18 protein-coding genes and 1 pseudogene are annotated in these 23,037 nt (G+C 58.1%); 5 read left to right on the forward strand and 14 right to left on the reverse strand.

From position 1 onward, the window contains the following. Positions 1 to 106: 106 nt before the first annotated feature. The 10 genes from mgtA to ACDZ94_RS27535 all read right to left on the reverse strand — a co-directional run bounded on the left by mgtA (position 107) and on the right by ACDZ94_RS27535 (position 13,095). Positions 107 to 2,812 (reverse strand): magnesium-translocating P-type ATPase, encoded by a 2,706-nt coding sequence (gene mgtA / locus ACDZ94_RS27490; RefSeq protein WP_064451801.1) that lies wholly within the window; start codon positions 2,810 to 2,812, stop codon positions 107 to 109. 435 nt (positions 2,813 to 3,247) lie between these two features. Beyond that, entirely contained in the window at positions 3,248 to 3,877 is a 630-nt protein-coding gene (locus ACDZ94_RS27495) for a LysE family translocator (RefSeq protein WP_064451800.1), read from the reverse strand. 78 nt (positions 3,878 to 3,955) lie between these two features. Continuing rightward, positions 3,956 to 4,558, reverse strand: coding sequence for a formyltransferase family protein (locus tag ACDZ94_RS27500; RefSeq protein ID WP_064451799.1), 603 nt, complete (start codon positions 4,556 to 4,558; stop codon positions 3,956 to 3,958). Between the two features lie 56 nt (positions 4,559 to 4,614). Further along, a complete protein-coding gene (locus ACDZ94_RS27505; protein WP_432751880.1) occupies positions 4,615 to 5,934 on the reverse strand; it encodes an aspartate aminotransferase family protein in 1,320 nt (439 codons plus the stop codon). A gap of 26 nt (positions 5,935 to 5,960) precedes the next feature. Continuing rightward, positions 5,961 to 6,104, reverse strand: coding sequence for a hypothetical protein (locus ACDZ94_RS27510; protein ID WP_167353688.1), 144 nt, complete (start codon positions 6,102 to 6,104; stop codon positions 5,961 to 5,963). 31 nt (positions 6,105 to 6,135) lie between these two features. Continuing rightward, entirely contained in the window at positions 6,136 to 7,977 is a 1,842-nt protein-coding gene (locus ACDZ94_RS27515) for a carbamoyltransferase family protein (protein WP_064451797.1), read from the reverse strand. Between the two features lie 89 nt (positions 7,978 to 8,066). Then, positions 8,067 to 8,690 (reverse strand): LysE family translocator, encoded by a 624-nt coding sequence (locus ACDZ94_RS27520; RefSeq protein WP_064451796.1) that lies wholly within the window; start codon positions 8,688 to 8,690, stop codon positions 8,067 to 8,069. Between the two features lie 13 nt (positions 8,691 to 8,703). Beyond that, positions 8,704 to 9,747, reverse strand: a complete 1,044-nt coding sequence (locus ACDZ94_RS27525) for an inosamine-phosphate amidinotransferase 1 (RefSeq protein WP_432751881.1) — start codon at positions 9,745 to 9,747, stop codon at positions 8,704 to 8,706. A gap of 17 nt (positions 9,748 to 9,764) precedes the next feature. After that, on the reverse strand, positions 9,765 to 11,966 hold the full coding sequence (locus tag ACDZ94_RS27530; RefSeq protein WP_432751882.1) for an iron-containing redox enzyme family protein: 2,202 nt from the start codon (positions 11,964 to 11,966) through the stop codon (positions 9,765 to 9,767). 121 nt (positions 11,967 to 12,087) lie between these two features. Then, positions 12,088 to 13,095: an SGNH/GDSL hydrolase family protein gene (locus ACDZ94_RS27535; RefSeq protein WP_432751883.1), complete on the reverse strand. Its 1,008-nt coding sequence runs from the start codon at positions 13,093 to 13,095 to the stop codon at positions 12,088 to 12,090. A 290-nt stretch (positions 13,096 to 13,385) separates the two neighbouring features. Between ACDZ94_RS27535 and ACDZ94_RS27540 the strand changes: the two genes are divergently transcribed. Continuing rightward, complete coding sequence (locus ACDZ94_RS27540; RefSeq protein ID WP_407017241.1) at positions 13,386 to 14,843, forward strand: PLP-dependent aminotransferase family protein; 1,458 nt, start codon at positions 13,386 to 13,388, stop codon at positions 14,841 to 14,843. Between the two features lie 34 nt (positions 14,844 to 14,877). On the opposite strand, the gene ACDZ94_RS27545 is transcribed toward ACDZ94_RS27540, so the two are convergent. After that, a complete protein-coding gene (locus ACDZ94_RS27545) occupies positions 14,878 to 15,477 on the reverse strand; it encodes a GNAT family N-acetyltransferase (RefSeq protein ID WP_407017228.1) in 600 nt (199 codons plus the stop codon). A gap of 12 nt (positions 15,478 to 15,489) precedes the next feature. Continuing rightward, entirely contained in the window at positions 15,490 to 15,834 is a 345-nt protein-coding gene (locus ACDZ94_RS27550; protein WP_262667523.1) for an FKBP-type peptidyl-prolyl cis-trans isomerase, read from the reverse strand. A gap of 76 nt (positions 15,835 to 15,910) precedes the next feature. Here ACDZ94_RS27550 and ACDZ94_RS27555 point away from each other — a divergent pair. The 3 genes and pseudogenes from ACDZ94_RS27555 to ACDZ94_RS27565 form a co-directional block, all read left to right on the forward strand. Continuing rightward, positions 15,911 to 17,379 (forward strand): annotated as a pseudogene (locus tag ACDZ94_RS27555) (FAD-dependent oxidoreductase); the annotation flags it as partial. A 110-nt stretch (positions 17,380 to 17,489) separates the two neighbouring features. Next, positions 17,490 to 18,377 carry a nitrilase family protein gene (locus tag ACDZ94_RS27560; protein WP_432751884.1) on the forward strand — a complete coding sequence of 296 codons (888 nt, stop codon included), beginning with the start codon at positions 17,490 to 17,492 and terminating at the stop codon, positions 18,375 to 18,377. Positions 18,378 to 18,391: 14 nt separating this feature from the next. Then, positions 18,392 to 19,567 carry a hypothetical protein gene (locus tag ACDZ94_RS27565; RefSeq protein WP_432751885.1) on the forward strand — a complete coding sequence of 392 codons (1,176 nt, stop codon included), beginning with the start codon at positions 18,392 to 18,394 and terminating at the stop codon, positions 19,565 to 19,567. 57 nt (positions 19,568 to 19,624) lie between these two features. Here ACDZ94_RS27565 and ACDZ94_RS27570 read toward each other — a convergent pair whose 3' ends face one another. Then, the gene (locus ACDZ94_RS27570; RefSeq protein WP_432751886.1) at positions 19,625 to 20,245 is read right to left on the reverse strand and encodes a hypothetical protein; all 621 of its coding nucleotides are present in this window, start codon (positions 20,243 to 20,245) and stop codon (positions 19,625 to 19,627) included. 78 nt (positions 20,246 to 20,323) lie between these two features. Beyond that, positions 20,324 to 21,292 (reverse strand): hypothetical protein, encoded by a 969-nt coding sequence (locus ACDZ94_RS27575; RefSeq protein ID WP_064451788.1) that lies wholly within the window; start codon positions 21,290 to 21,292, stop codon positions 20,324 to 20,326. Positions 21,293 to 21,488: 196 nt separating this feature from the next. Between ACDZ94_RS27575 and ACDZ94_RS27580 the strand changes: the two genes are divergently transcribed. Next, on the forward strand, positions 21,489 to 22,985 hold the full coding sequence (locus ACDZ94_RS27580; protein ID WP_064451787.1) for a PAS domain S-box protein: 1,497 nt from the start codon (positions 21,489 to 21,491) through the stop codon (positions 22,983 to 22,985). The last annotated feature ends 52 nt before the right edge of the window (positions 22,986 to 23,037 follow it).

The raw sequence follows: 23,037 nt of genomic DNA on the forward strand, positions 1-23,037 counted from the left end.
AAAAAATCTCCTTGAATGCAGCAGCAAGCTGATTGCACCGTTGGCCCATGTGGGCGCTGGCTTGCCTGCTCCCACATGGGCCAACGGTATTACGGAATAAGGCCGGTTATTGCCAGCCAAACTTACGGATATAGAAGCCTTTCACCGCCTGGGTCAGCGCCATGTACGCCAGCAAAATCAGCGGCAGGAACACAAAGTACAACGACGGCAGCGCCTGCAATTTGAAGTAGTGCGCCAGCGGCCCCATCGGCAGGAAAATCCCCACAGCCATGATCACACCGGTCATCACCATCAACGGCATCGCCGCCCGGCTTTGCAGGAACGGGATTTTCGGGGTGCGGATCATGTGCACGATCAGCGTCTGGGTCAGCAGCCCCACCACGAACCAGCCGGACTGGAACAGGGTCTGGTGATCGGGCGTGTTGGCATCAAACACATACCACATGAGTGCAAACGTGGTGATGTCAAAGATCGAACTGATCGGACCGAAAAACAGCATGAACCGCCCCACTTCACCCGGCTGCCAGCGCTGCGGCTTGGCGAGCATTTCGTCGTCGACGTTATCGAACGGAATCGCGATCTGCGAAATGTCATACAGCAGGTTTTGCACCAGCAGGTGCATCGGCAACATCGGCAGGAACGGGATAAACGCACTGGCCACCAGCACCGAGAACACATTGCCGAAATTGGAACTGGCGGTCATCTTGATGTACTTGAGCATGTTGGCGAAGGTGCGGCGGCCTTCGAGCACGCCCTCCTCCAGGATCATCAGGCTCTTTTCCAACAGGATGATGTCAGCCGCTTCCTTGGCAATGTCCACGGCGCTGTCCACCGAAATACCGATATCCGCCGTGCGCAATGCCGGCGCGTCGTTGATACCGTCGCCCATAAACCCCACCACATGCCCGTTGGCCTTGAGCAGGCGCACGATGCGCTCCTTGTGGCTCGGTGTCAGCTTGGCGAACACATTGGTGGTTTCCACGGCCTTGGCCAGCTCGGCGTCGGTCATGTCTTCAATATCGTTGCCCATCAGCAAGCCCTGTTGTTCCAGGCCCACTTCGCGGCAGATTTTGGCCGTCACCAGTTCGTTGTCACCGGTCAGCACCTTGACCGCCACGCCATGGGCTTTCAGGGCCTTGAGTGCCGGCGCGGTGCTCTCCTTGGGTGGGTCGAGAAAAGCGACATAGCCGATCAGCGTCAGGTCTTTTTCATCCGACAGGCTGTAGGTGTCGCGCCCCGCCGCCATGGGCTGCGCAGCCACCGCCACGACGCGCAGGCCTTCTTCGTTGAAGGCCGCCGTCACCTGGCGAATGCGCGCCAGCAACTCATCGGTCAGCGCTTCGTTGGTCTCACCATGGCGCACGGTGTTGCACACCGACAGAATCTCTTCCACCGCGCCTTTGCAGATCAACAGGTGTGGCTGGCCCTGCTCGGCCACCACCACCGACATGCGACGCCGGTTGAAGTCGAACGGAATCTCATCGACCTTCTGGAACGCCGTGCCGACTTGCAAGTCGCGGTGCACTTCAACGTGTTCGAGCACCGCCACATCCAGCAGGTTTTTCAGGCCGGTCTGGTAGTAGCTGTTGAGGTAGGCCATTTCTAGCACGTCATCAGACTCTTCGCCCCACACGTCCACATGGCGCGCCAGGAAAATCTTGTCCTGGGTCAGGGTGCCGGTCTTGTCGGTGCACAGCACGTCCATGGCGCCGAAGTTCTGGATCGCGTCCAGGCGCTTGACGATGACCTTCTTGCGCGACAGGAACACAGCGCCCTTGGCCAGCGTGGAGGTCACAATCATCGGCAACATTTCAGGGGTCAGGCCCACGGCAATCGACAGCGCGAACAGCAATGCTTCGGTCCAGTCACCCTTGGTGAAACCGTTGATGAACAGCACCAGCGGCGCCATCACAAACATGAAGCGGATCAGCAACCAGCTGACTTTATTGACGCCATGCTGGAACGAGGTGGTCGCACGGTCAGTGGCGGTCACGCGTTGCGCCAGCGCGCCGAAATAGGTGCTGTTGCCGGTGGCCAGAACAATCGCCGTCGCCGCACCGGACACCACATTGGTGCCCATGAACAGGATGTTTTCCAGGTCCAGCGGGTTACGCGCCTGGCTGTCGTGCTGGTGGACGAACTTCTCCACCGGCATCGATTCGCCGGTCATCGCCGCCTGGCTCACAAACAGGTCCTTGGCGCTGAGCACGCGGCAGTCGGCGGGGATCATGTCGCCGGCCGACAGCACGATCAGGTCACCCGGCACCAATTGTTTGATCGGCAGCTCAATGCGCTTGGCCTTATCGCGGCGCAACACCGTCGCGGTATTGCTCACCATGGCTTTCAAGGCGTCGGCAGCCTTGTTCGACTTCGCCTCCTGCCAGAAGCGCAACAGGGTCGACAGCACCACCATGGAAAAAATCACCGTGGCCGCCTTGATGTCGTCCGTCAGCAAGGAGATCAGCGCGAGCAAGGTCAGCAGCAGGTTGAACGGGTTCTTGTAGCACTGCCACAGGTGCACCCGCCACGGCAGCGGCTGCTCATGCTCGACCTCGTTGAGGCCGTACTGCACGCGCAAGGCGTCGGAATCCTGGGTGCTCAACCCCTCGACATGGCTGCCCAATTTGCCCAGCAATTGCACAGCACTGCTGTTGGCCGCGACCACCAGGGTTTGCGCCAGGGTCGGCGGTACTTCGCGGCTGACGTTGGCGTCGGTCACGGTCTCGAGCATCGCCAGGCGTCGGAAATGCCGGGCAATGTGCCGGGTCCGCAGGAAACCGGCGAAGAACTCTTTCAGCAGTGTGAGGTTCATGGTGTAACTCCTGCGCGAGGAAACCTTCGTGCAGGTACGACCGACTGCACTGCGCCCTTTTTAAAGGCACAGTCAGCTTGGCCCGCCGGCCATAAAAGGCAGGCGCGTCCGTAGCCTCCTGATTGCGATCAGGTGCTGGTCAGCGTCGATGAGAGGGGTTGGGGCAGGTGCCAGGACTGGCCGCTGCCGCGATGCCGCTTCTCGCTTTGTTGGCGAGACAACGGCATCAGAAGAATGCGCGTTACCTTGCCAAGTATGTGCCGGTTACCGAAACCGGCCGACTACTGTCACTCGAACAAGTACCCACTTAGGGTCTCCGCTATTGATGAAAACGCGCGGAGTTTACGCCCCGACTCCGGGGGAGTAAACCGTAGGAAAGTTTACCAACAGGGAATAGGTGGATTCTTCAGGGTGGGTTCAGGAAAGCATTCGGCGTCACAACAGTGAACTGAGAAAGCCTATGGCAACGAATGAATAGAAGGCGCCGCAAATCAGGCCGAATGATTTACGCGTCCGCGTGAAAAACGGTTCCGCCGAATGGGCGGAAAATACCAGGGCGTAGGTACAAAAAATCAGAAACCCCAACAGCGCACAGCCCGCCACCAGCACAAAACTGGTCCAGGCCGGCGCATTGGCGCTAAGCCCGACGGTGGTCACGGTGAACCAGGTCAAGGCCGCCTTGGGGTTGGTCAAGTGAATGCCCAGCCCCTGCAAATAGAACCCCAGGTTTCGGGTCTGTTTTTCCCGCACCCGTGCCACCATGGTGGCGTTGTGGGCCAGTGCGCCACGGATGGACTTCCAGGCGAGGAAGAACAAGTAGCACGCACCCAGTACCTTCAGCCACAGCAGGATCTGGGTGTTGGACATCAACAATGCCGAGACACCGGCAGCGGTCATCGCACCCCAGCACAGCGACCCGGAAATAACCCCGGCCGCCAAGGCCAGGCCTGGTGTGCGTCCGTAATTGAGGGAGGTATTGGCGATCGCCAGATTGCCAGGCCCAGGGCTGGCGGTGCCGATCACGTAGACGCCCAGTGCCGCCACGAAACTCGAAAACTCGAACATAGATGCTCTCTTACCCGTCGCGCCAACGCGCAGTGAACACTTCAAGCCACAAGCGGCTTGAAGTGACTTGCCCAAAAACTACTTGAAACAACGATGATCCGGCTCTTGGGCACGAATCTGCTCCATCCAGGGCTTGAGTTCCGATTGTTTGTACAACCGCTCCCCCCAATTCTCCGGCGAGACCGGCAACGGTCGCCCCACCAGGATGTAGTCGGTCAGCAGATGAATAAACTGCTGCAAGCAATAGGCCCCGACATGCAGGCGCAGGGACGACGCCGTCTCGGCGGGCGCTACATTGAAGCGCGCAACATTGATGATCTGGCCACTGTCGACCGACGGCGCAAGGTGGTGGCACGTCGAGCCGTAGGTTTCATCGTTGTAGTAAATTGCGTAATGCTGACTGCCCAGCCCGCGATACTTGGGCGGCGCTGGGTGCAGGTTGATCGCACCCTTGCGCGCATTTTTATAAATGCTCTCTGGGAAGATGAAATCGCCACGGTAGGAAATGATCCAGTCGCCTTCCCAATTATCCAGGTGATAAGGGTAAGGATCACCCGGGTCCCAACAAAACACCTCAAGGTTGGAGAACACGGTCTTGGCGAATTCCACCCCATGATCGCACCAGTCCATGGTGCACACCGACAGCAGGACTTTGTCCTTGCACGGCTCGATTGTCTGCATCTTCACTGCTCCATTTCTACGTAATTTGGGTGAACGCGCGATACATCGCCTGACGGCTAATGAGCCACGGCCCGCACCACCGCACTGAACCGTTCAACCATTTGCGCCAGCTCGTCTTCACGGGTGATAAATGGCGGTGCAAACAGCACATGATTGCCTTGTACGCCCTGCACGGTGCCACTGCCCGGGTAGATCAGCAGGCCGCGTGCCAAGGCCTCTTGCTTGAGCGCTGCCGCATACGCACCACCGCCCTTGAACGGCGCCTTGGTGGCGCGGTCTTGCACAAATTCAACCCCGACAAACAACCCTCGCCCGCGCACATCGCCAACGGTATCCAGGTCACTCAGGCTTTCCTTGAGCCAACTGCGCAGCTGCTCGCCGCGCTGGCGCACCCGGGCCAACAGTTCGTCTTCAACGATGACCTGCTGCACCTCCAGGGCGATGGCACAGGCCAGTGGATGGTTGACATGGGTTTGGCCGTTGCCCAATACGCCCGAGCCCCGCGCCATCACCGAATGCACCTGTTCACTGATGAGCAGCGCTGAAATCGGCATGTAACCGGCCGCCAGGCCTTTGCCCACGGCGACCATGTCCGGCACGATGCCGTCGTCGGCATACGCGAACAGCTGGCCGGTGCGCCCCATCCCGGCCATCACCTCATCGAGAATCAACAGCACATCGTGACGCTCGCAGACCGCCTTGATTTTGCGAAAGTAACCCGGCACCGGGGGAACAGCGCCGCTGGTCGAACCCACCACGGTTTCGGCGAAAAACGCCGCGACATTTTCGCTGCCCAAGGCGCGGATTTTCTGGTCCAGTTCTTCGGCCAGGCGGGTTGCATACTGCTCTTCAGTTTCGTCGTGCCGCTGATCACGGTAGGCGTAACACGGCGACACGAACTCGGCCGCCGGGAACAACTGGCCAAACACCGACTGACGCTGCGGGTTACCGGAAATGCTCAGGGTGCCCAGGGTGCTGCCGTGATAGCTCTGGCGCCGGGAAATAAACACCGACTTATCCGGCAGCCCCCGCTCGCACTGGTACTGGTAGGCGATTTTCATCGCCAACTCCATCACCTCCGAGCCTCCCGACAAAAACTGCGCTCGCGCCAGGCCGCCGCTGCCGGCCACCAGGTGTTCAGCCAGTTCCTCCGCTGCCGCCGTGGTGAAACTGCCGGCATGGGCCCAGGCGAGTTTTTTCGCCTCCCGCTCGAACGCCGCAACGATGCGCGGGTGGCCATGGCCCAGGCTCGACACCGCGACACCCCCACAGGTGTCGAGGTAGCGTTTACCCGCCGCATCCTCCAGCCAGCACCCGGCGCCACCCACCGCAAGAATCGGTGAGGTATTGAGGTTTTTGTAAATCACCTTTGACATGGACACAGATCCTTAGGCCGATGGCGTTACGGTTGATTGACGGCGTGATCCCACGCGGACGGCGCCTGGTGGAAGCGACGGCCAAACCGTGAGGAATGCAGCACCGAGCGCGTCAACCCGACGGGCAGGAGTACAACCATGAACACGATAAACGCGAGAAATCTCAGCATGGAAAAAGCTCCGGAAAGTTAGGGGTCACGATCAGTCCAGCGGGATTTCGTTGCGCCAGTCGACGCTTTCAACAAAGGCAGGCTGGCCCGGCCGCTCCAGTACGTAACGGCCGAGTACCAGAACGTCCATTTCCGTGCGCATAAAGCAGGCATACGCTTCCTCCGGCTTGCACACGATGGGCTCGCCACGCACGTTGAACGAGGTATTGACCAGTACCGAACACCCGGTGCGCTGCTTGAAACTGCGCAGCAGGTAGGTGAACGGCGCGTTGTTTTCCTCGGTCACCGTTTGCACCCGCGCCGACAGGTCGACATGGGTCACTGCCGGCAATTGCGAGCGAATATTGTTGATGCTGCCCAAGCCACGCTCCGGGCCACCCTCTTGCAGCGATTGCGGGGTTTTGATGGCGTCCGACACGGGCGCGACCATCAACATGTAGGGGCTTTTTTCACAGATATCGAAATAATTCCCGGCGTCCTCGGCCAGTACTGCCGGCGCAAACGGGCGGAACGACTCGCGGTACTTGATCTTCAGGTTCATCGTGCGTTGCATCTGCGGGTTGCGCGCATCGCCGAGAATCGAGCGCGCGCCCAGGGCCCGCGGGCCAAACTCCATACGGCCCTGGAACCAGCCCACCACAGCGCCATCGGCCAGTCGGCTGGCGACCTGGTCATACAGGCCGCTGTCGTCATAGCGAATGAAGGGGTATTGGTTTTCCAGCAGGAACGCGGCGATTTCTTCATCGCCGAAGCCCGGCCCCAACAGGCTGCCGCTCATGGCGTCCGACTTGCTGCTGGCCAGGTGCGGGCGGCCGCAGCGCTTGACCGCATGATCCATCGCGGCACCCAAGGCGCAACCGGCATCCCCGGCTGCCGGTTGGATCCAGATCGAGTCAAAACGCCCGGAGCGACTAAGCACGCCATTGGCCACGCAGTTCAATGCGACCCCGCCGGCCAGGCACAGATTGCGCTGGCCGGTCTGCTTGACGGCGGCCGTCGCCAGCCCCAGGACCACCTCTTCGGTGACTTTTTGAATCGACGCCGCGAGGTCACATTCACGCTGCGATATCGGGCTTTCGGGTTGGCGGATCGGCCCTTCGAAAAGCGCTTCGAAGGCCTCCCCGACCATGCGTTCACCACGCAGGTACTCGAAGTACTTCATGTTCAAGGTGAACGAGCCGTCGGGGCGGATATTGATCAGTTCATCGCGAATCTTGTCGGCATAGATGGGTTGACCATACGGCGCCAACCCCATCAATTTGTACTCCCCCGAATCGACCTTGAAACCACAGTAATAGGTCATCGCCGAATACAGCAGGCCCAGGGAATGCGGGTAGGAAATCGAGTTTTTCAGCTCAAGGCTGGAGCCCTGGCCTTGCCAGATGGTCGTCGAATGCCATTCGCCAATGCCGTCGATGCACAGCACTGCGGCGTTCTCGAACGGTGAGGGATAAAACGCAGCGGCCGCGTGAGAACGGTGATGCCGGGACGCCTGGGTGCGCGGCGCCTTGCCCCGTCCCAGCGCCTCGAGCTGCTCATCGACGAACTTGAGCACGTTCCACTTCCAACGAATCCATTCCGGCATCGCATTGATAAACGTGCGGGCGCCGCCGATGCCGCCACTGGCGAAGGAGGACATCACTCGGGAGAATTTCTCCTGAGGGTCTTCGTAATAGACCACAGCCTCCAGGTCATCCAGGGTAATCCCCTCGGCGTCCAGGCAGTAAGCAATCGCCTGGGCCGGGAATGCCGGATCGTGACGCACACGGGTGAAGCGCTCTTCCTGAGCAGCTGCAACGGGCACACCGTCCTTGACCAAGGCGGCAGCACTGTCGTGATAGAAGGCAGATATCCCTAAAACATACATAGCCATTTAAGTGTGCATCCTCATCACATCATGCCAATCCATGGAGTTGCTTGTGCCCACCGAGCGGTGAGCGGCACAGCAACTTTCTAGGCGTTTCAAAACCATCCTTGAGCGAATGGCAGACTTTTTATGACCGGTATCAACGACACCACCAGCACCAGGCTCATGGCGATATTGAAGACCTTCAAATGCCGCGGCCGCGTCAAGAAGCGCCGCAGGTACTGCCCAAAAAACACCCACACCATCGAGCACGGTGTGCCGAACAAAAAGAACAACAGTGCGATCAAAAAAACCTGCAGGGTGTAGCCGCCCAGTGGCGACGTGTAAGCCAACACCGCGCCCACCGCCATGACCCAGGCTTTCGGATTGACCCACTGAAACAACGCCGCGCCAGTGAACCCCAGGGGCTTGCCGGACTTGTCAGCCAGGTCGGCGGTGGGCGAGCGGGCGATCTGATAAGCCAGAAACAGCAGGTACACCGCCCCGATCACTTGCAACCCATCATGCAGGCTCGGGTACTGCCGAAAAATCGCGCCGGCGCCCAGGCCGACCGCCACCACCATCAACGGAAAGCCGATGTTGATCCCGGCCACGTGGCGCAGGGTGCGGCCCATTCCGAAGTTGGCGCCCGAGGACATCAACATCACGTTGTTCGGCCCCGGCGTGACGCAGGTGGCGATCACGAACAATGCAACCGCGTAGTAATCCAGAATCTGCATCACTGCCCCCTTATCAACGGTAGTCTTCCAGCGTGCCGCGCCGACGGATATCAACGGATACACAATGGAACCCACCGCTCAAACTGCGGGCATGCCGCATCTTCAACGGCGCCACATCGATGCCATGGCGTTCCAGCGCACGAATCAACGGGACTTGCTGGTCGTTGATCACCGCCAACGACGGGTTGACCATGATGAAGTTCATGCCCTGCCAAATGGATGCGCGTGGGTAGGACCAGCAATAACCGGTGTCCACCATGTCGGGCGCCCAGATAATGTCCCAGTGCTTGAACACTTCCGGCACCTGGTCCTTGGCGATACGCTCAGGGTTCAACACCACCAACCCGGGGCGTACCAGCGTGATCGTAGTGTCCAGGTGCGTACCGTCGTAGAACCCACTGAGGGCGTGCACCCGGTATTGATCACCGAGCACTCGCTTGAGCCATTCGTAGCCCACCCGATTGCCACTGCGCGACTCCAGGTAAAGAATGTCGCGCCCCATACGCAGCACGTTGGCTGCATCGAAGATAGGTTCCTCATTGGCAATGATCGACCCTTCACGCGGGTTCACCCGGTAGGTGTTGTCACCCAGTTGCGGCTTGGGGGCCGAGATCCAGTTGGCGCCGCTGGCGAAATACGCTTGCAGGTGTTCACGGTAGGCGAAAGGTTCGAAGTAGCGGCTGCGCAAGGCCATCGGCGCTTCAATGATGGTCTTGCCGATCGGCAGCAGGACATCCCGAGGGCAGTAATTGTATTCACCGTCGGTCTTCCAGTCGGACGTCCCGAAGACCTCGGCGTGGTAGGACTTCTTGGGGCGGCGTACGGTAACGCCATGCCCCACCAGAAACGCCGCGAACGCATCGAGGTCTTCTTCGGCCTCTGCAACGACCTGCTCGGGATAGGGGCCCGACGGAATCTCATGCATGGCGTCGTGATGTTCGCTGTAATCAAGGGCGAACAGGCCTTTGTCCGGCCGAGGCACGCGCGCGCCATGGGCAATACCTACGATCATTTCCTCGAGGGGGTCCCATTCGTTATGCACTTCTACCAAAGACATAGTTGCTCCTCGTGGCGTTACTGATCGGTCACGTGCGTCAACACTTCCCGAGTGATCGGCAGGTGATGAAGATAGTCATTTGAAGCCGTTGCCCGCTCCGTACGCGGTAACACGCGCCCCACCGATGACAGGCCCAGCCGACTCAATATCGAGTCCCACTTGCTCGGCATCGGCGCCAGTGATTCATAGCCCACGCGTACGCGCTGCCATTGCTCGGCGACGGCTTCAGCCGTGGCCAATGGGCGCATGTAAGCGTCAATCGCATCGGCAGCCCAGGCTGAGTGCCCGGTGGAAACGTTGTCGATGGTGTTATGCAGATCAACGAACGCGGTGCTGAAACCGTAGTGCCGCAGAAAACGTCGCGCAGAGCGATAAGTACCGCCCACGCCGGATAACTCCATCGCCAGGTTCATGCCGAGAATTTCCGGCATAAAGGTCACCGGCAGTTTCCCCAGGCACAGCCAATACACCGGCAAGCGGAAGGACGCCTCGTCCAGGCGCGGGTCCTCGGCAAATTCACGGCTGCCGGTTGGCGCCAGCTCGAAATCCATCTCGCGCAAGCCATCGCGGTAGATCTTCGGATGATTGAGCGCAGCGATGCCGTTGCCCAGCTCATCCCAATACGTCTGAAACAAGCTGTAGCCGACATGGGAAGACGCCAAACCCACATCGGTAAAACCTTGCAGCCAGGCACCGTCGATCAGCGTCAAGGGCGCCAGTTGCAGGGTTGAATCAATGATTTCTTCACGGCTCGGCATTTGCGCGGGGTCGCTGTTATCGAACTGCTGGCCGTGCTGGTCATGCTTATCGAGCAACCAGGCGCGCAGCACATGGGTGCCCCACTGCTCGGGCAGCTGGCGCCCGGAGGTTTTCAGCGACCGCTGCGAACGCGCCAGCCAACGGGACACATAGGCGTGAGCGAATTGCAGCGTGGAGGCCTCCAGCGCCCGCCCCTGCAAGACAAAATACGCTTCGCGCAAACTCTGGGGCCAATGGCCAACACTGACCTCGGCGCCCACGGTTTGGCGGGCTTCAATGGCCACGTTATCGACCGGTTGTCGAGGCAACTGCTGACTGCCGGCAAGCTGGGGTAACGCGTCGATCCATTGGCGAATCACGCTCAAATCCGCCTCACTGAAAATGCGGAACATGCGGCCCGTCGGCGCCACCAGGCTGGTCACCAACAGGCTTTTTTTCGCGTTGCCGGGGACGATCAAGCGGCTGCGGGACAGCACATCCAGCAAGGGCGCAGGGTCGGTCTGTGCCTCCCCAAGCCAGAGCGCCAGGCTACGGCCTTCGATCAGGTAGTTCTGGTGATACACCGCGCCGACCCTGGCCAGGCGCTGCACCAACTGCATCATCGCCTGCTGCGGGCAAGTGGCCGCCAACGACGCGTTGTACAGTCGAGCATTCCAGCGCTGTAACGCGCCAAACACCCAGCTGGCCCCACGCATCAACCGCGCCTGCCGTTCCTCACTTTGCAAGGCAACCTGGCGCGCAACCCACTGGCTGATCTGGCGCAGCGATGCCGGCTCCATGCCAGGGAATGACTCACTCAGGTCCAGGCGCCGCACCTCCAGCGCCACACCGTCGAGTTGCCCCATCGCGGCCCAGCCGGGGCATAACCCCACTGCCCGCAACACCCAGTCGATACCGCACAGTTCATCACCAAATTCATCACTGCGACGGCTCAGCGCCAACAGTAATGCGGGCAATTCAAACGCGTCGTCACTGAGGTCCGGCAACGTCGACAGTTGCTCAGGCGCCAGGGCATAAGCCGTCAGTTGCAACTGGCCCAGCAGCGCTTTGAAATGATGGGCCCGTGACGCATTCGGGTAACCGACGCCCACGTCATGGGCAAACAATTGCATGATTCGTAGCTGTGCCGGGTCTTCGAAAACCCCAGGCGCACTCATGCCCTGAAGCCAGCAGCCGAGCACCGAGGCCATCGGCGCCGAGTAAATGGCCAGCGCCTGGGCAAAGGCGCGGGTGTTGTTGCGTTCAGCGGCCGCTGCCGCAGCGCTGGCGTATGCCGTTGCCTGAGACACTTGCCACTGGTCGATCCGAGGCGACAGCTGCGACAGCGGCGTTGGCTCACCGCTGCCCAACATACGGTTGAGGTACGCAGCCTCCAGAAAACATTCAGGGTTGAGCGCCAGGCGATACAGCTCGCGCCACCTGCCCTCTTCCATCATGCGTGTTGAAACCGAGCCATCCATAGCCAATACCTTGTCCAATCAAACGTCAGAACATTGGATAAATAGAGGAGTCGGGTTTTTTCTTCTTCTTTCCAAACAGGCGCTGAAAAAACTTTTTGATGGATTTCATGAGCAAGTCCTTTTACCGAGTGACATCAAGAATAAGTTTCGAAACCAGGTCATTGCCGAAGTCGGTGAAGTGAATACGGTCAACAAACTGCCAGTCGTCCGGGCCCAGGGCCTCTGCCAGCAAAGGCGTGATATCGACAAAGCCGACCCCCATGCCCTGTGCCCCGGCCCGGAGCCGATGGGCGTAGGCTTCACGCACTGAGGTTTGCAGGATGTCGCCGTACACGTCGGTAAAGTTTCCTGCCTGGTCCAGTTCGGCGAACAATTGCTGTTCCTCAGGGCTACCGGTTTCCCGTACCCAACCGGCCAGGGGTTGCAGGATGAACGTCAACTTCGCGCCCATATCAGCGGCCAGGGCACGCCAGATATCCAGGTGCTGCAAGGTCAGGTTGGCGGCGTAGTCAATCTGTTCCTGCATCGACTGCGGCGCCGGGCGCTCAGGCTCCTGGGCCTTGCCGAACAGATTCGACAGGCTCCACGAAGTGGACGCCGGCTCCGCTGGGGCCAATGCGTCGAAAAACTGATGGCAATTGAAGAACGCTCCATACTCGCCGCGATAATTTTCGGGCTGCCGAGCCAGGCCGAGGTTGTTGAAACCGGAAAACAGCACGATCTCGTCCACCTTCGGCAAACGGTGCTTATTAAGGGTGAACAGCGTCAATTCTTGAGTGGAGTTGAAACTGCGACCGCCAAAATTGAGCCAGTGCTGGCCACGGGGGTCGTTTTGAGTGAGGCGCGACGCCAGTGTCTGGCTGTCAGCACTGGCGCCAATACCGAATACGGTCGAGCTGCCCGCCAACAACCGTACCGGGCCACTGCTTTGGCCGCCGTCGGCCACCGAGTAGCGCGTGGTCAACGACTCCGAGTAGCGAAAACCTGCCGAATCGGTATTGACCACGAAGGAGCGATAGTCAGTCGGGTGAAAGTACATCAAATAAGGTAACCAACGAACCTCGCCACCATCGGTGAACTTCTGTTCATATTCGGCCATTTGCGGTGTGAGCGTCATCCTTGCCGTCATTGCGCGTGGTCCTCTCGCTATTCGCTGGGCAGATTCAGGTATCTGTATTTGTCATGCCGGGCATGTCTTGAAATTTGACCGTGCCAGGTGTTGCCTTGCTATTTTGCGACTACCCTGTCCAAGGCCCTGTGCACCGTTACGGGGCTCATCATCCCAAGACGACGATGTGTATTGCAGATACAGAAACATCTAATCTTTTAAATACAGATTGGCTTTTTTGTAAGAAAATTCTTCAAAAAAAGGTGCCTCTGTACCTTCTTAAGTAACAGATGAGCAGCTACAGTCAGACCATGACTCTTTATCTGAACCTCGCCGAATTTATCAGCAGCCGCATCGAGCAGGGCCTTTATGGCCCCGGCGAGCGCCTGCCCTCTGTGCGCACGCTCAGCCATGAGCACGGCGTCAGCCTGACGACCGTGCAACAGGCCTACCGTGTATTGGAATGTTCGGGGCTTGCGATACCACGCCCCAAGTCGGGCTACTTCGTGCCGGCCAACCGACGCATCGCGCCATTGCCACAAATGGGCCGGCCGATCCTGCGCCCGGTGGACATTTCCCAATGGGATATGGTCCAGGAGCTGATGCGCTTCGATGAGAACGCCGATATTGTTCAATTGGGATGTGGCATGCCGGACATCACCGCGCCCACGCTCAAGCCACTGCTGACGGCAATGGCACGCATCAGCCGGCGCAGTGATAACGCCAGCCTGCAGTACAACCGTATTCAGGGTGTATTGGCCTTGCGCGAGCAGATCGCAAGGCTGTCGATTGACTCGGGCTGCCGCCTGAACCCGGCCGATATCGTCGTCACCAGCGGTTGCCAGGAAGCCCTCTCCACCGCCATACGCGCGATTTGCTCGCCCGGCGACATTGTCGCCATTGCCTCGCCGAGCTATCACGGGATGATGCAGATCCTCAAGGCGGCCGACCTCAAGGCCTTGGAGATTCCCACCGACCCGGTGACGGGTATCAACCTGGAAGCCCTGGAAATGGCCATGGAGCAATGGCCGATCAAGGTTATCCAGTTGACCGCCAACTGTAATAACCCGTTGGGCTACATCATGCCTGACGAGCGCAAACTCAAACTGATACGCATGGCCCAGCGCTTCGACGTCCCGATCATAGAAGACGATATCTACGGTGACCTGTCGCACCGCTATCCGCGGCCGCGCTCACTCAAGTCCTTTGACGAGGACAATCGGGTGCTGCTGTGCAGTTCATTTTCCAAGACAGTGGCACCTGGCTTGCGGGTTGGCTGGATCGCACCAGGGCGCTATCTGCCACAGGTGCTGCACATGAAATACATTGGCTCCGGCGCCACGGCCACCCAGCCACAGCTGGCGGTTGCCGAATTCATCGCCAAGGGCAATTACCTCCTGCACCTGCGTCGAATGCGCAAACAATACAAACGCAATGGCGACCTGATGAGCGAGTGGGTCAACCGCTATTTCCCGGCGGGCACCCGCGTCAGCCAACCCCAGGGGGGCTTTACGCTCTGGGTCGAACTGCCCGAAGAGTTCGACATCTATACCCTCAACCAGCTGCTCGAAGCCCAGGACATACAAGTGGCGAACGGCAATATGTTCTCGGCAGCGGGAAAATACCGAAACTGCATCCGCCTGAACTTCGCCAATGCACCGACGCGCAAAGTCGAGATGGCGGTACTCAAGGTCGGGCAAACCATCAGCCAACTGAAGCAACTGGAAGCGCACGGCGGCCAGGCCCGCCAGGATGGCCCAACCGTTTGAGGTGGCACCCAACGGGCTGGTTGCACTGGCGCTGTTACGGCGAGCCTGGTCGATCCCGGCCGACTCGCTGCAGGTACTCATCCACCTGCCCGCCTGTCAGCGGCTTGACCTGAATCGACACGCTATTGACCTGTCGCCCCATCGTAATCCCTTCACGACGTCGTACCTGCACATACCCAAGCCTGGGCCAAAAGCGCTCGGCCTTGTGATTGCCGATGACAACGGTCAACCGCAACCACTGGGCACCTTTGCCGATAGCCCACGCCTCAAGATCCGCATGCAACTGCCGCGCAAGCCCGGTGCCATGCAAGCGCGTGTGCACCAGCAACAGCCCGATATGCCACACACCGGCAGCCAACAGGTCGGCGGCAATGTTCACTGCCGCGACCAATTGATCATCAGCATCGCGGTAACCCAACCAGTACATCCGGCTGCAGCGCCAGCCTGCGGGCAAATGGCCCTGCAACTCTTCGTGCGCTTCAGTCGGCAAAGCGGGCTCGCCGTTGACGGCGATGAAATAATCCGGTGCCTGCTCAAAAAACCGCTGCAGTTCAGCCGCATCGCTGACCTGCAGTTCAACCACTCGAATACCCTCGACGGAGCAATCCGGCAACGGCGGTGAATCAACGTCCATGTTCAACTCCGTTCAGTCGTCCCGCGTCAGCACTTCCAATAACTCAATCTCAAAGCGCAAATTGCTGTTGGGCTTGATATGCGCGCCCATCGAGCGTTCGCCATAGGCCAGGTGCGCGGGCACACACAACGTGCGCACACCGCCGACCTGCATGCCCATCAAGCCTTGGTCCCAACCCTTTATCACGCGCCCGGTGCCGATCACACACTGGAACGGCTTGCCGCGTTCCCAGGACGAATCGAACACCGTGCCGTCCTCCAAAGTGCCGGTGTATTGGGTGGTAATCAGCGCACCTTTGACCACGGCTTTGCCGTCGCCCACGCGGATATCAGTGATCTGGAGTTCGTCGTGACTCATGGGGAGCTCATTGAAGGTGTAAAGACAGGGGTTTTCCCAGAAACGGGTGGGGTTGGCAAGTGCAGGAACAGTCTGATCAACAGGAATATACCTACGAGAAGGGAGCATAGATGGTAGCCATGAGCCCACCCTGCTTATCTGGGGAAACCCCCAATGGAAAAACAGCACCACCCGGTAAAACGCTAGGCACCGTTTTTTGCAAAATGGAAAATGTTTGCAGAGCGAATGACTCTAACAGTCTCTGAGCATTATGGTTCTGAGGGCTGGGAACGCATGTGGATGTCCATAGTAAAAAAATACGAAGGTATTTCATTTCGTGATTTGGTGAAGATGCCAACCATAGCGGCCTGGTGCCAAAGTGATCCTGGTAATGTTGGCGGGATGGGTATGACTGCCCAAGAATCTGCTGTTTTCTACTCCATTGGAATTGGTGACGGAAGTTGGGGAGCGTTCTATGATGTGTGTTCGCTCTACCCTTTACGCACGGCAATATTTGGGTTCAGTAGTCACTTGCAGTTGATCCACGGACGCGTAAACACAGAAGGCAGGCCGATAGATTCACCTTATTTTAACTCGACAGAAATATTCGATTCAAAAAGAGTTAAATTTAACAAACCAAATTATATTGGGCTTGGCTCTCTGGCTGAGTCCCTGCTCTTCATAAAGCCGGACGAGACCAGGGAATCCCTGTACGAACATTTAATTAAAAGCCAGCAAGGACTGCTGACCAGTAGCGCAGTGACAAAACTTAAAAAACTAAAAAATGGAAAAATACGCGTTCATTATGACTGGAACACCTCACAACCAGAGCGGTCAGAAAAAACGTTTCTTGATTTTGACTCTGTCGTTATGACACTGCCTTCGTGGCTGATAGAAACACAAATTTCAATCGAAGGCTTCGACGAACAATCCCTCCCACCACAAATAATATCAGCCTATAAAACAGCTCACTGGGAAACCAGCTGCAAAGTGTACGCCCCACTTAAAAAAACCTTTCTTTCGCAGAACAAAATAATCCCTCAAACCATCGTAACAGACAGCTTAGTACATGACGTCTACACCTACCGATATAATGATAACCATACCTATGACTGCATCTTACTCAGCTACACGTGGGAGGATGACGCCACTAAGCTTTCATTATTCAGCGATGAAGAACTGGTTGACAAATGTATAGAAGAACTTGATAGAATTCTTTTGAAATCAACCAATATAAAACAAAAAATATCCCCTTACATAGGGCGTGAACGAGCAATTGTTCAACGCTGGATGACCGATAAAAATTCGCTTGGCTGCGCGAAGCTTTATCGTCCAGGCACTTACTACGATGCGATAAGCCTGATGAAATACAACAGAGATTTCTCTCACCTATCAGGACTTTATCTTTGTGGCGAGTCTTTTTCTGTTGACGCTGGCTGGACTGAGCCCTGTTTCAGAGGCGCTATTGATACAGTGATAAATATCTGTAAAAAAACCCATGCAACCTTCAATGGCGGCTTCACCCTGCAAGACTATCCTGAATATGAAGTTCAAACTCAGACATAAAGGAATCAGACCACAACACAACAGGAATCATCTGACTTTCACATAAACACTCTATCGCCTCTTATAAACATTCAACCACCCCGGTTGCATAACAATAAGAGGTCACCTCCATGAACGAACCAACGAGCCCGGCACGTATCGCGGTTATCCAACTTGATCCCCAAGTCGGAATGACCAACCGAGCGGATAACCTGCGTCAGAGTCTTGTACTGGCAACCGAAGCTGCAAACGGCGGTGCCAATCTGATCGTGCTGCCGGAACTCACCAATTGCGGGTATTTTTTCAGCAGTCGCCAAGACGCCTTTGATCACGCCGAGGTGGTTCCGGACGGTCCCAGTGTGCGCGCGTGGATTGACTTTGCCGTCAGGCACCAGGTGTATCTGGTTGCCGGCCTAAGCGAAATCGACGCAATGCAGCTGTTCAATACTGCCGTATTGCTGGGCCCCAACGGTTTTATAGGCAAGTACCGCAAAGCTCATTTATGGAATCTGGAAAAGCTTTGGTTCACTCCCGGTAATACGGGCTTTCCCGTGTTCGAAACGCCGATCGGCCGCATCGGCTTACTGATCTGCTGGGACATCTGGTTCCCGGAAGTACCACGTATTCTCAGCCAACAAGGCGCAGATATTATTTGCAGCCTAAATAATTGGGTGTGGACGCCACCACCGCTATTCGATGAGGCAGGCAAATGCATGGCGTCCTACCTGACGATGACTGCCGCACATGTGAATAACGTGTTTATCGCAGCCGCAAGCCGCATTGGTGAGGAGCGGGATGCTCGCTACCTGGGATGCTCGTTGATTGCAGGCACCAACGGCTGGCCGATCGGCGCTGTAGCTTCGGCCAACCGTCAGGAAATTTTATTTGCTGACATTGATATCACCAGCGCCCGGAGCGCACCGATCTGGAACAGCCTCAATGACCTACAACGTGATCGACGAAATGATCTCTACGATCAAATGCTCGGGTACGCCCAACATCCTGCTCTACCGCGTTGATGGGAGGGCAGAAGATGGAAACGCTCTCTACCGATACAAAACGCGGCCATTCACGGGCAGAAATCATCGTCATTATTTTGGGTTTAATCAGTGCATTGCTGGTGCTATGGGTAGCAGTCAATCATCACGGCTCTTGGCCAAGCTATAGCGAAATGGTCGCAAGTCTGCCCCATCCTGTCGCATGGCTGCGATGGATACTGGGGGATATCAGTGAATTCGCCTTCTACAAGCATGAACTCGCCTCACTCGGTTTGCTGAGCGGCGCCTATTTGGCGTGGTGGGCTAGCAAGCGCGGTAAAACCTGGCAGGGCTTTTCCATTTCATACGGAACTGGACTATGGCCTTGGCTGGTGACCAGTTCGCTCTTAGGGCTACTGCTTAGCAATTTACTGTGGGGCTGGAGCGTTACCGCTCAAACGTGGCAACCGACCACATTCGCGGCCTTCATTTCGTTGCCGGCGGCAATGGTGCTGATGTTTGGCGGCGGCTGGAAGGTTGCGCTCATTGGCGCAGTATTGGGGGCATTACTGGTTACGCCGATGTGCTTGATAATCGTGAACTTCGTATGCGTACCGCTGGATTTACCTCCGGTAATCGGCAATGTGCTGGGCATGGCCGTGGGTAGTGTCTTAGCTTTTTTACTGTGTCGTCATGCGCCATCATTGATGCGCTCAGACTACAAGCCCCCCGCCAGACCCCTGCAGGGCAAACCACCGACTTATGGTGTCGTCTGGAGCCTGCGTCGAGTTTTGGCCGACTTTTCCGAAGCACCGTCTTTCGGAAATGAGCTGGCCAGTCTTGGTCTGCTGGCAGGCGTATTGCTTGCATATGCTTTGAACCCCATCAGCCCGGTTTATGGGTCAGGATTGGTCTTGCCACTGCTAGGGGCGCAAGCACTGACATCGGCACTGGGCGTAGTGTTCTGGCGACACCAGTGGATCAGACGAGGCTGGTATCCAACTTACATTCCATTGGTTTCAGTAGTGCCCGCAGCCGTATTGACCTATGGCAGTAGCTGGATGGTGATTGGCTCAAGCGCGCTACTTGGTGCTCTGATCGCACCGCCATTGGCATCAGCCATTGCAGGACGATTGCCAGCAGACTTTCATCCGTATATTGCGAACGTGATCTCAATGGCGTTGAGTACGCTGTTGATCGTGCCGTCGGTGGGCTGGTTAGTCCAAATGTGAGGTTGTTCCCACGCGGCGCCCTTCGCGCAGCGTGGGAACAGTCAACGTTCTTGTCCCTCACAACCAATGCCAAAACCGGCTCCAAAACCCACGCCCCAAATCATTCTTGCAGCCCGCATATTGCGCCGCATACATCTGCGAACGCGCCTGCACCTTGCTGGCCACGGGCGGCAGCCAGGCTTTGGCCGCATAGGTACGCTGGCGGTAGCCGCCCCAGCCTTCGTGGTAGTTCAGGTATTGGCCGTAGGCGTCGTATTTGTAAACGCCGTTGATGGTGTAGGTCTTGTCCATGTACCAGCCGATAAAGTCGATGGCGTCGTCGAAGTCCCGCCGGCTGGCGCCGCTGCGGCCGGTGCTCTTGCGGTAGTCGCTCCACACTTCATCCTTGGCCTGGGCATAGCCGGCGGCGGTGGAGACGCGGCCCCAGGGGATGATCCACAGCAAGTATTTGCGCGGGGCCAGGGCGTCCTGACGGAAGCCGGACTCCTGATACATGATCGCCAGCGGCACCTGAATCGGCACGCCCCAGCGTTTTTGCGTGACCTTGGCTGCATCGTACCAGTCATCTTTTTCGCGAAAGATGCCGCAGATGTCGTTGGGTGTGCGTGGCGGCGACGTACCGCACGCCGCCATCATTGAGGTGAGTAATAACAACCCGACAGTTTTGCCTGCGCTCAAAGTGCACCTTTGCGTGATCCGCGTAAAAAGCCGGCATTTTACGCGTTCAGCAAAGCGGCGTCCTTGCCGCAAACACTTTTAAGCCAATGGCACTCGGCGAGTGGTCAGCGCCGTACGCCCGACGAAGAAGCTCAAGGCTGCGCCCAACAGCAACATGGCCAAGGTGCCCCAGGCTGCGCGGGAGAGCTGTTTGGCCGCCACTTCACCGGCTTCACGGGCTTTCTGCTCGGCCTGCTGCTTCAGTTCGTCAACCTTTTGCATGGCTTGCTGATAGGCCTGGGCATAGTTGTCGACGATCTGGGTCGCTTCCTCTTTGCTCTTGCCGGTACGGGCCGCGACGATGTTGACCAGTGCATCTTTATCCGCAGCGTTCAGCGCGGGTTCACCCGACGCTTTAACGCGTTCAAACCACTGCTTCAATGCGTCGCCGGCCTGGGCTGGATCGGTAGCGGCAGCGGTGGCCGATTGCTTGCCGTCAGCGGCAGCCTGGTCAGCCTTCTGCTCAACGTTGGCCGGGTCCAATTCAGGTTTTCCGCTTTGCTTGAGCAGTGTGTCCAGTTGGCCTTGCAGGCTGTTCCAATCCAGCTGGATGCCCTGCTCGTTCAACTGCTGCTTAACAGTGTTACCAATGCCCGGTGCTGCTGCCGCAATGCCGCTGCCGGCAGCCGACAGGCCTTTGCCCACGACGTTGCCAGCCGTCCCGACCACACTGGCAGCCAAACCCGCCAACAGCCAGGTGGTGAGCAAGGTGGTGACGGTCCAGGTCAACACGCCGTGCAAGCCACCACGGTCCGGCGCAGTGCGGCCAGCCACAAAGGCACCGGCGCCGATGGCGATCAGTGTCGACACGAACAGCCAGATCCCGGCGCCCGTACCAAAGCCACTCAGTGGGTTACCTGCTTGCATTGGGTTGACGGCACTCGCCCCGATAGCCGTGCCCAGCACACTGAGCACCAAATAGGTCACCAGTGCAATTGCGCTACCGGCCAATACCGAGCTCCAGGACACTCGAAACAGCGAACGATTGGTTTCATAGACAGTGGTCATACACAGGTCCTTCACAAGTTATGAGAGCAAGGCAAAGTGCCTTGATGGGTGTGAGTGTGGCGAAAGGACATATGTTCAGTCGTGGCCCAAATGCACCAGTTGAACTGGTACATTCGCACTTCCCTTGTCGCACTTTCTCTGCACTATCCTCAACCCCGGGTGTCGTACCCCCAAGAGCTATCTACCGGGAGAAACCATGAGCCAGGATGTCCTCGCGAAAGAAACCAACCGCCGCCATTTGCAGCAGATCATCTCAGGGTTATCCGACGGTGTGATCCTGGCCGAGGTCGACCAGACCATCCTCTGGGCCAACGAAGCCGCGTTGAACATGCATGGGGTGAGCGACATCGAGCAGCTCGGCGCCAATACCAAGCAATACGCCGAGCGCTTCGCCTTGCGCTACCGCAACAACCATCCGTTGCCGCTGGACAACTACCCGCTCAGCCGCGTGGCGGCCGGTGAAGAATTCAGCGACGTGATAGTGGAAGTCACCCCCGCCGCCGACGAAGACCGCCGCTGGGTCCATCGCTTGCGCAGCCTGGTACTGAACGACGCTCACGGCGAGCCGGAGCTGTTGGTGCTGATCCTCAGCGACGCCACCGAGTGGGCCAGCGCCGAGCAGCGTTTCGAGAAAACCTTCAACGCCAACCCGGCGCCCGCCGTGATCTGCCGCCTGAGTGACTTGCGCTACATCAAGGTCAACCAGGGTTTCCTTGAGATGACCGGTTACAACCGTGACCAGGTCATCGGCCGCTCTGTGTATGAACTGGATGTGCTGGAACACGCCGAGCGCAAGGACCTGGCCGTGCAGCGCCTGGGCGAAGGCGCGACCATCCCGCAGATGCAGGCCGAACTGCGCCTGCCCGAGGGCGGTAGCAAGCTGGTGATCGTCGCCGGCCAGCCGTTGGACATGAACGAGGAAGACTGCATGTTGTTTTCCTTCACCGACCTGGAGCCGCGACGCAAGGCGGAAACCGCCCTGCGCCAGAGCGAAGAACGCTTCGCCAAATCCTTCCGCCTGACACCAGTGCCGACGCTGGTGTGCAGCGCCGCCAACCGGCAGGTGGTGGATATCAACGAAGCGTTCATGAACATCACGGGCTACATCAGCGAAGAACTGATCGGCAAGACCGTCGAAGACATCCACTTTATCGACAGCGCCCAGGCAGGCGCGCAGCTGTTCGCCACCCTGGAAAAAGCCGGCAACCTCGACGGCCAGGACCTCAAGGTGCGCAAGAAAGGCAACGAGGTGATCGACTGTGTGGTTTCCGCCGACACCGTGCTCATCCAGGACGTGCCCTGCTACCTGTTGGTGATGATGAATATCACTGAGCGCAAACGCTCGGAGCTGGAGCTGGTGGCGGCCATCGAGGAAGTGATGCAGGACGCCTCCTGGTTCAGCCAGACCCTGATCGAGAAACTGGCCAACGCCAAGAGCGTCAACAGCCCCAATTTGCCGAGCGTGAGCTTTACCGATTTGACGGCCCGTGAGCGTGATGTGCTGGGCTTGATTTGCGAAGGCCTGGCCGACAAGGAAATTGCATCGCGCCTGAAACTGGCCCCTAACACCGTGCGTAACCACGTGGCCACCGTGTACTCCAAGCTGGGCGTGCACAGCCGTAGTGCAGCCATCGTGTGGGCCCGTGAACGCGGGCTGTTCGCCGGTGAATTGCGAGTTAAAAGCAAGAAATAGAGTGCAAATGCACTAGTGCGACCAGTGCAAATTCGCCTTATTGCGTCGCGAT

It is taken from the genome of Pseudomonas sp. UBT (genome assembly GCF_050915955.1).
GTDB classification, from domain to species: Bacteria; Pseudomonadota; Gammaproteobacteria; order Pseudomonadales; family Pseudomonadaceae; genus Aquipseudomonas; species Aquipseudomonas antarctica_A.

Bases quoted from the DNA above. Each gene is read 5' to 3' on its own strand.
- mgtA (WP_064451801.1), bottom strand. From the start codon at position 2,812: ATGAACCTCACACTGCTGAAAGAGTTCTTCGCCGGTTTCCTGCGGACC.
- ACDZ94_RS27495 (WP_064451800.1), bottom strand. From the start codon at position 3,877: ATGTTCGAGTTTTCGAGTTTCGTGGCGGCACTGGGCGTCTACGTGATC.
- ACDZ94_RS27500 (WP_064451799.1), bottom strand. From the start codon at position 4,558: ATGCAGACAATCGAGCCGTGCAAGGACAAAGTCCTGCTGTCGGTGTGC.
- ACDZ94_RS27505 (WP_432751880.1), bottom strand. From the start codon at position 5,934: ATGTCAAAGGTGATTTACAAAAACCTCAATACCTCACCGATTCTTGCG.
- ACDZ94_RS27510 (WP_167353688.1), bottom strand. From the start codon at position 6,104: ATGCTGAGATTTCTCGCGTTTATCGTGTTCATGGTTGTACTCCTGCCC.
- ACDZ94_RS27515 (WP_064451797.1), bottom strand. From the start codon at position 7,977: ATGGCTATGTATGTTTTAGGGATATCTGCCTTCTATCACGACAGTGCT.
- ACDZ94_RS27520 (WP_064451796.1), bottom strand. From the start codon at position 8,690: ATGCAGATTCTGGATTACTACGCGGTTGCATTGTTCGTGATCGCCACC.
- ACDZ94_RS27525 (WP_432751881.1), bottom strand. From the start codon at position 9,747: ATGTCTTTGGTAGAAGTGCATAACGAATGGGACCCCCTCGAGGAAATG.
- ACDZ94_RS27530 (WP_432751882.1), bottom strand. From the start codon at position 11,966: ATGGATGGCTCGGTTTCAACACGCATGATGGAAGAGGGCAGGTGGCGC.
- ACDZ94_RS27535 (WP_432751883.1), bottom strand. From the start codon at position 13,095: ATGACGGCAAGGATGACGCTCACACCGCAAATGGCCGAATATGAACAG.
- ACDZ94_RS27540 (WP_407017241.1), top strand. From the start codon at position 13,386: ATGACTCTTTATCTGAACCTCGCCGAATTTATCAGCAGCCGCATCGAG.
- ACDZ94_RS27545 (WP_407017228.1), bottom strand. From the start codon at position 15,477: ATGGACGTTGATTCACCGCCGTTGCCGGATTGCTCCGTCGAGGGTATT.
- ACDZ94_RS27550 (WP_262667523.1), bottom strand. From the start codon at position 15,834: ATGAGTCACGACGAACTCCAGATCACTGATATCCGCGTGGGCGACGGC.
- ACDZ94_RS27560 (WP_432751884.1), top strand. From the start codon at position 17,490: ATGAACGAACCAACGAGCCCGGCACGTATCGCGGTTATCCAACTTGAT.
- ACDZ94_RS27565 (WP_432751885.1), top strand. From the start codon at position 18,392: ATGGAAACGCTCTCTACCGATACAAAACGCGGCCATTCACGGGCAGAA.
- ACDZ94_RS27575 (WP_064451788.1), bottom strand. From the start codon at position 21,292: ATGACCACTGTCTATGAAACCAATCGTTCGCTGTTTCGAGTGTCCTGG.
- ACDZ94_RS27580 (WP_064451787.1), top strand. From the start codon at position 21,489: ATGAGCCAGGATGTCCTCGCGAAAGAAACCAACCGCCGCCATTTGCAG.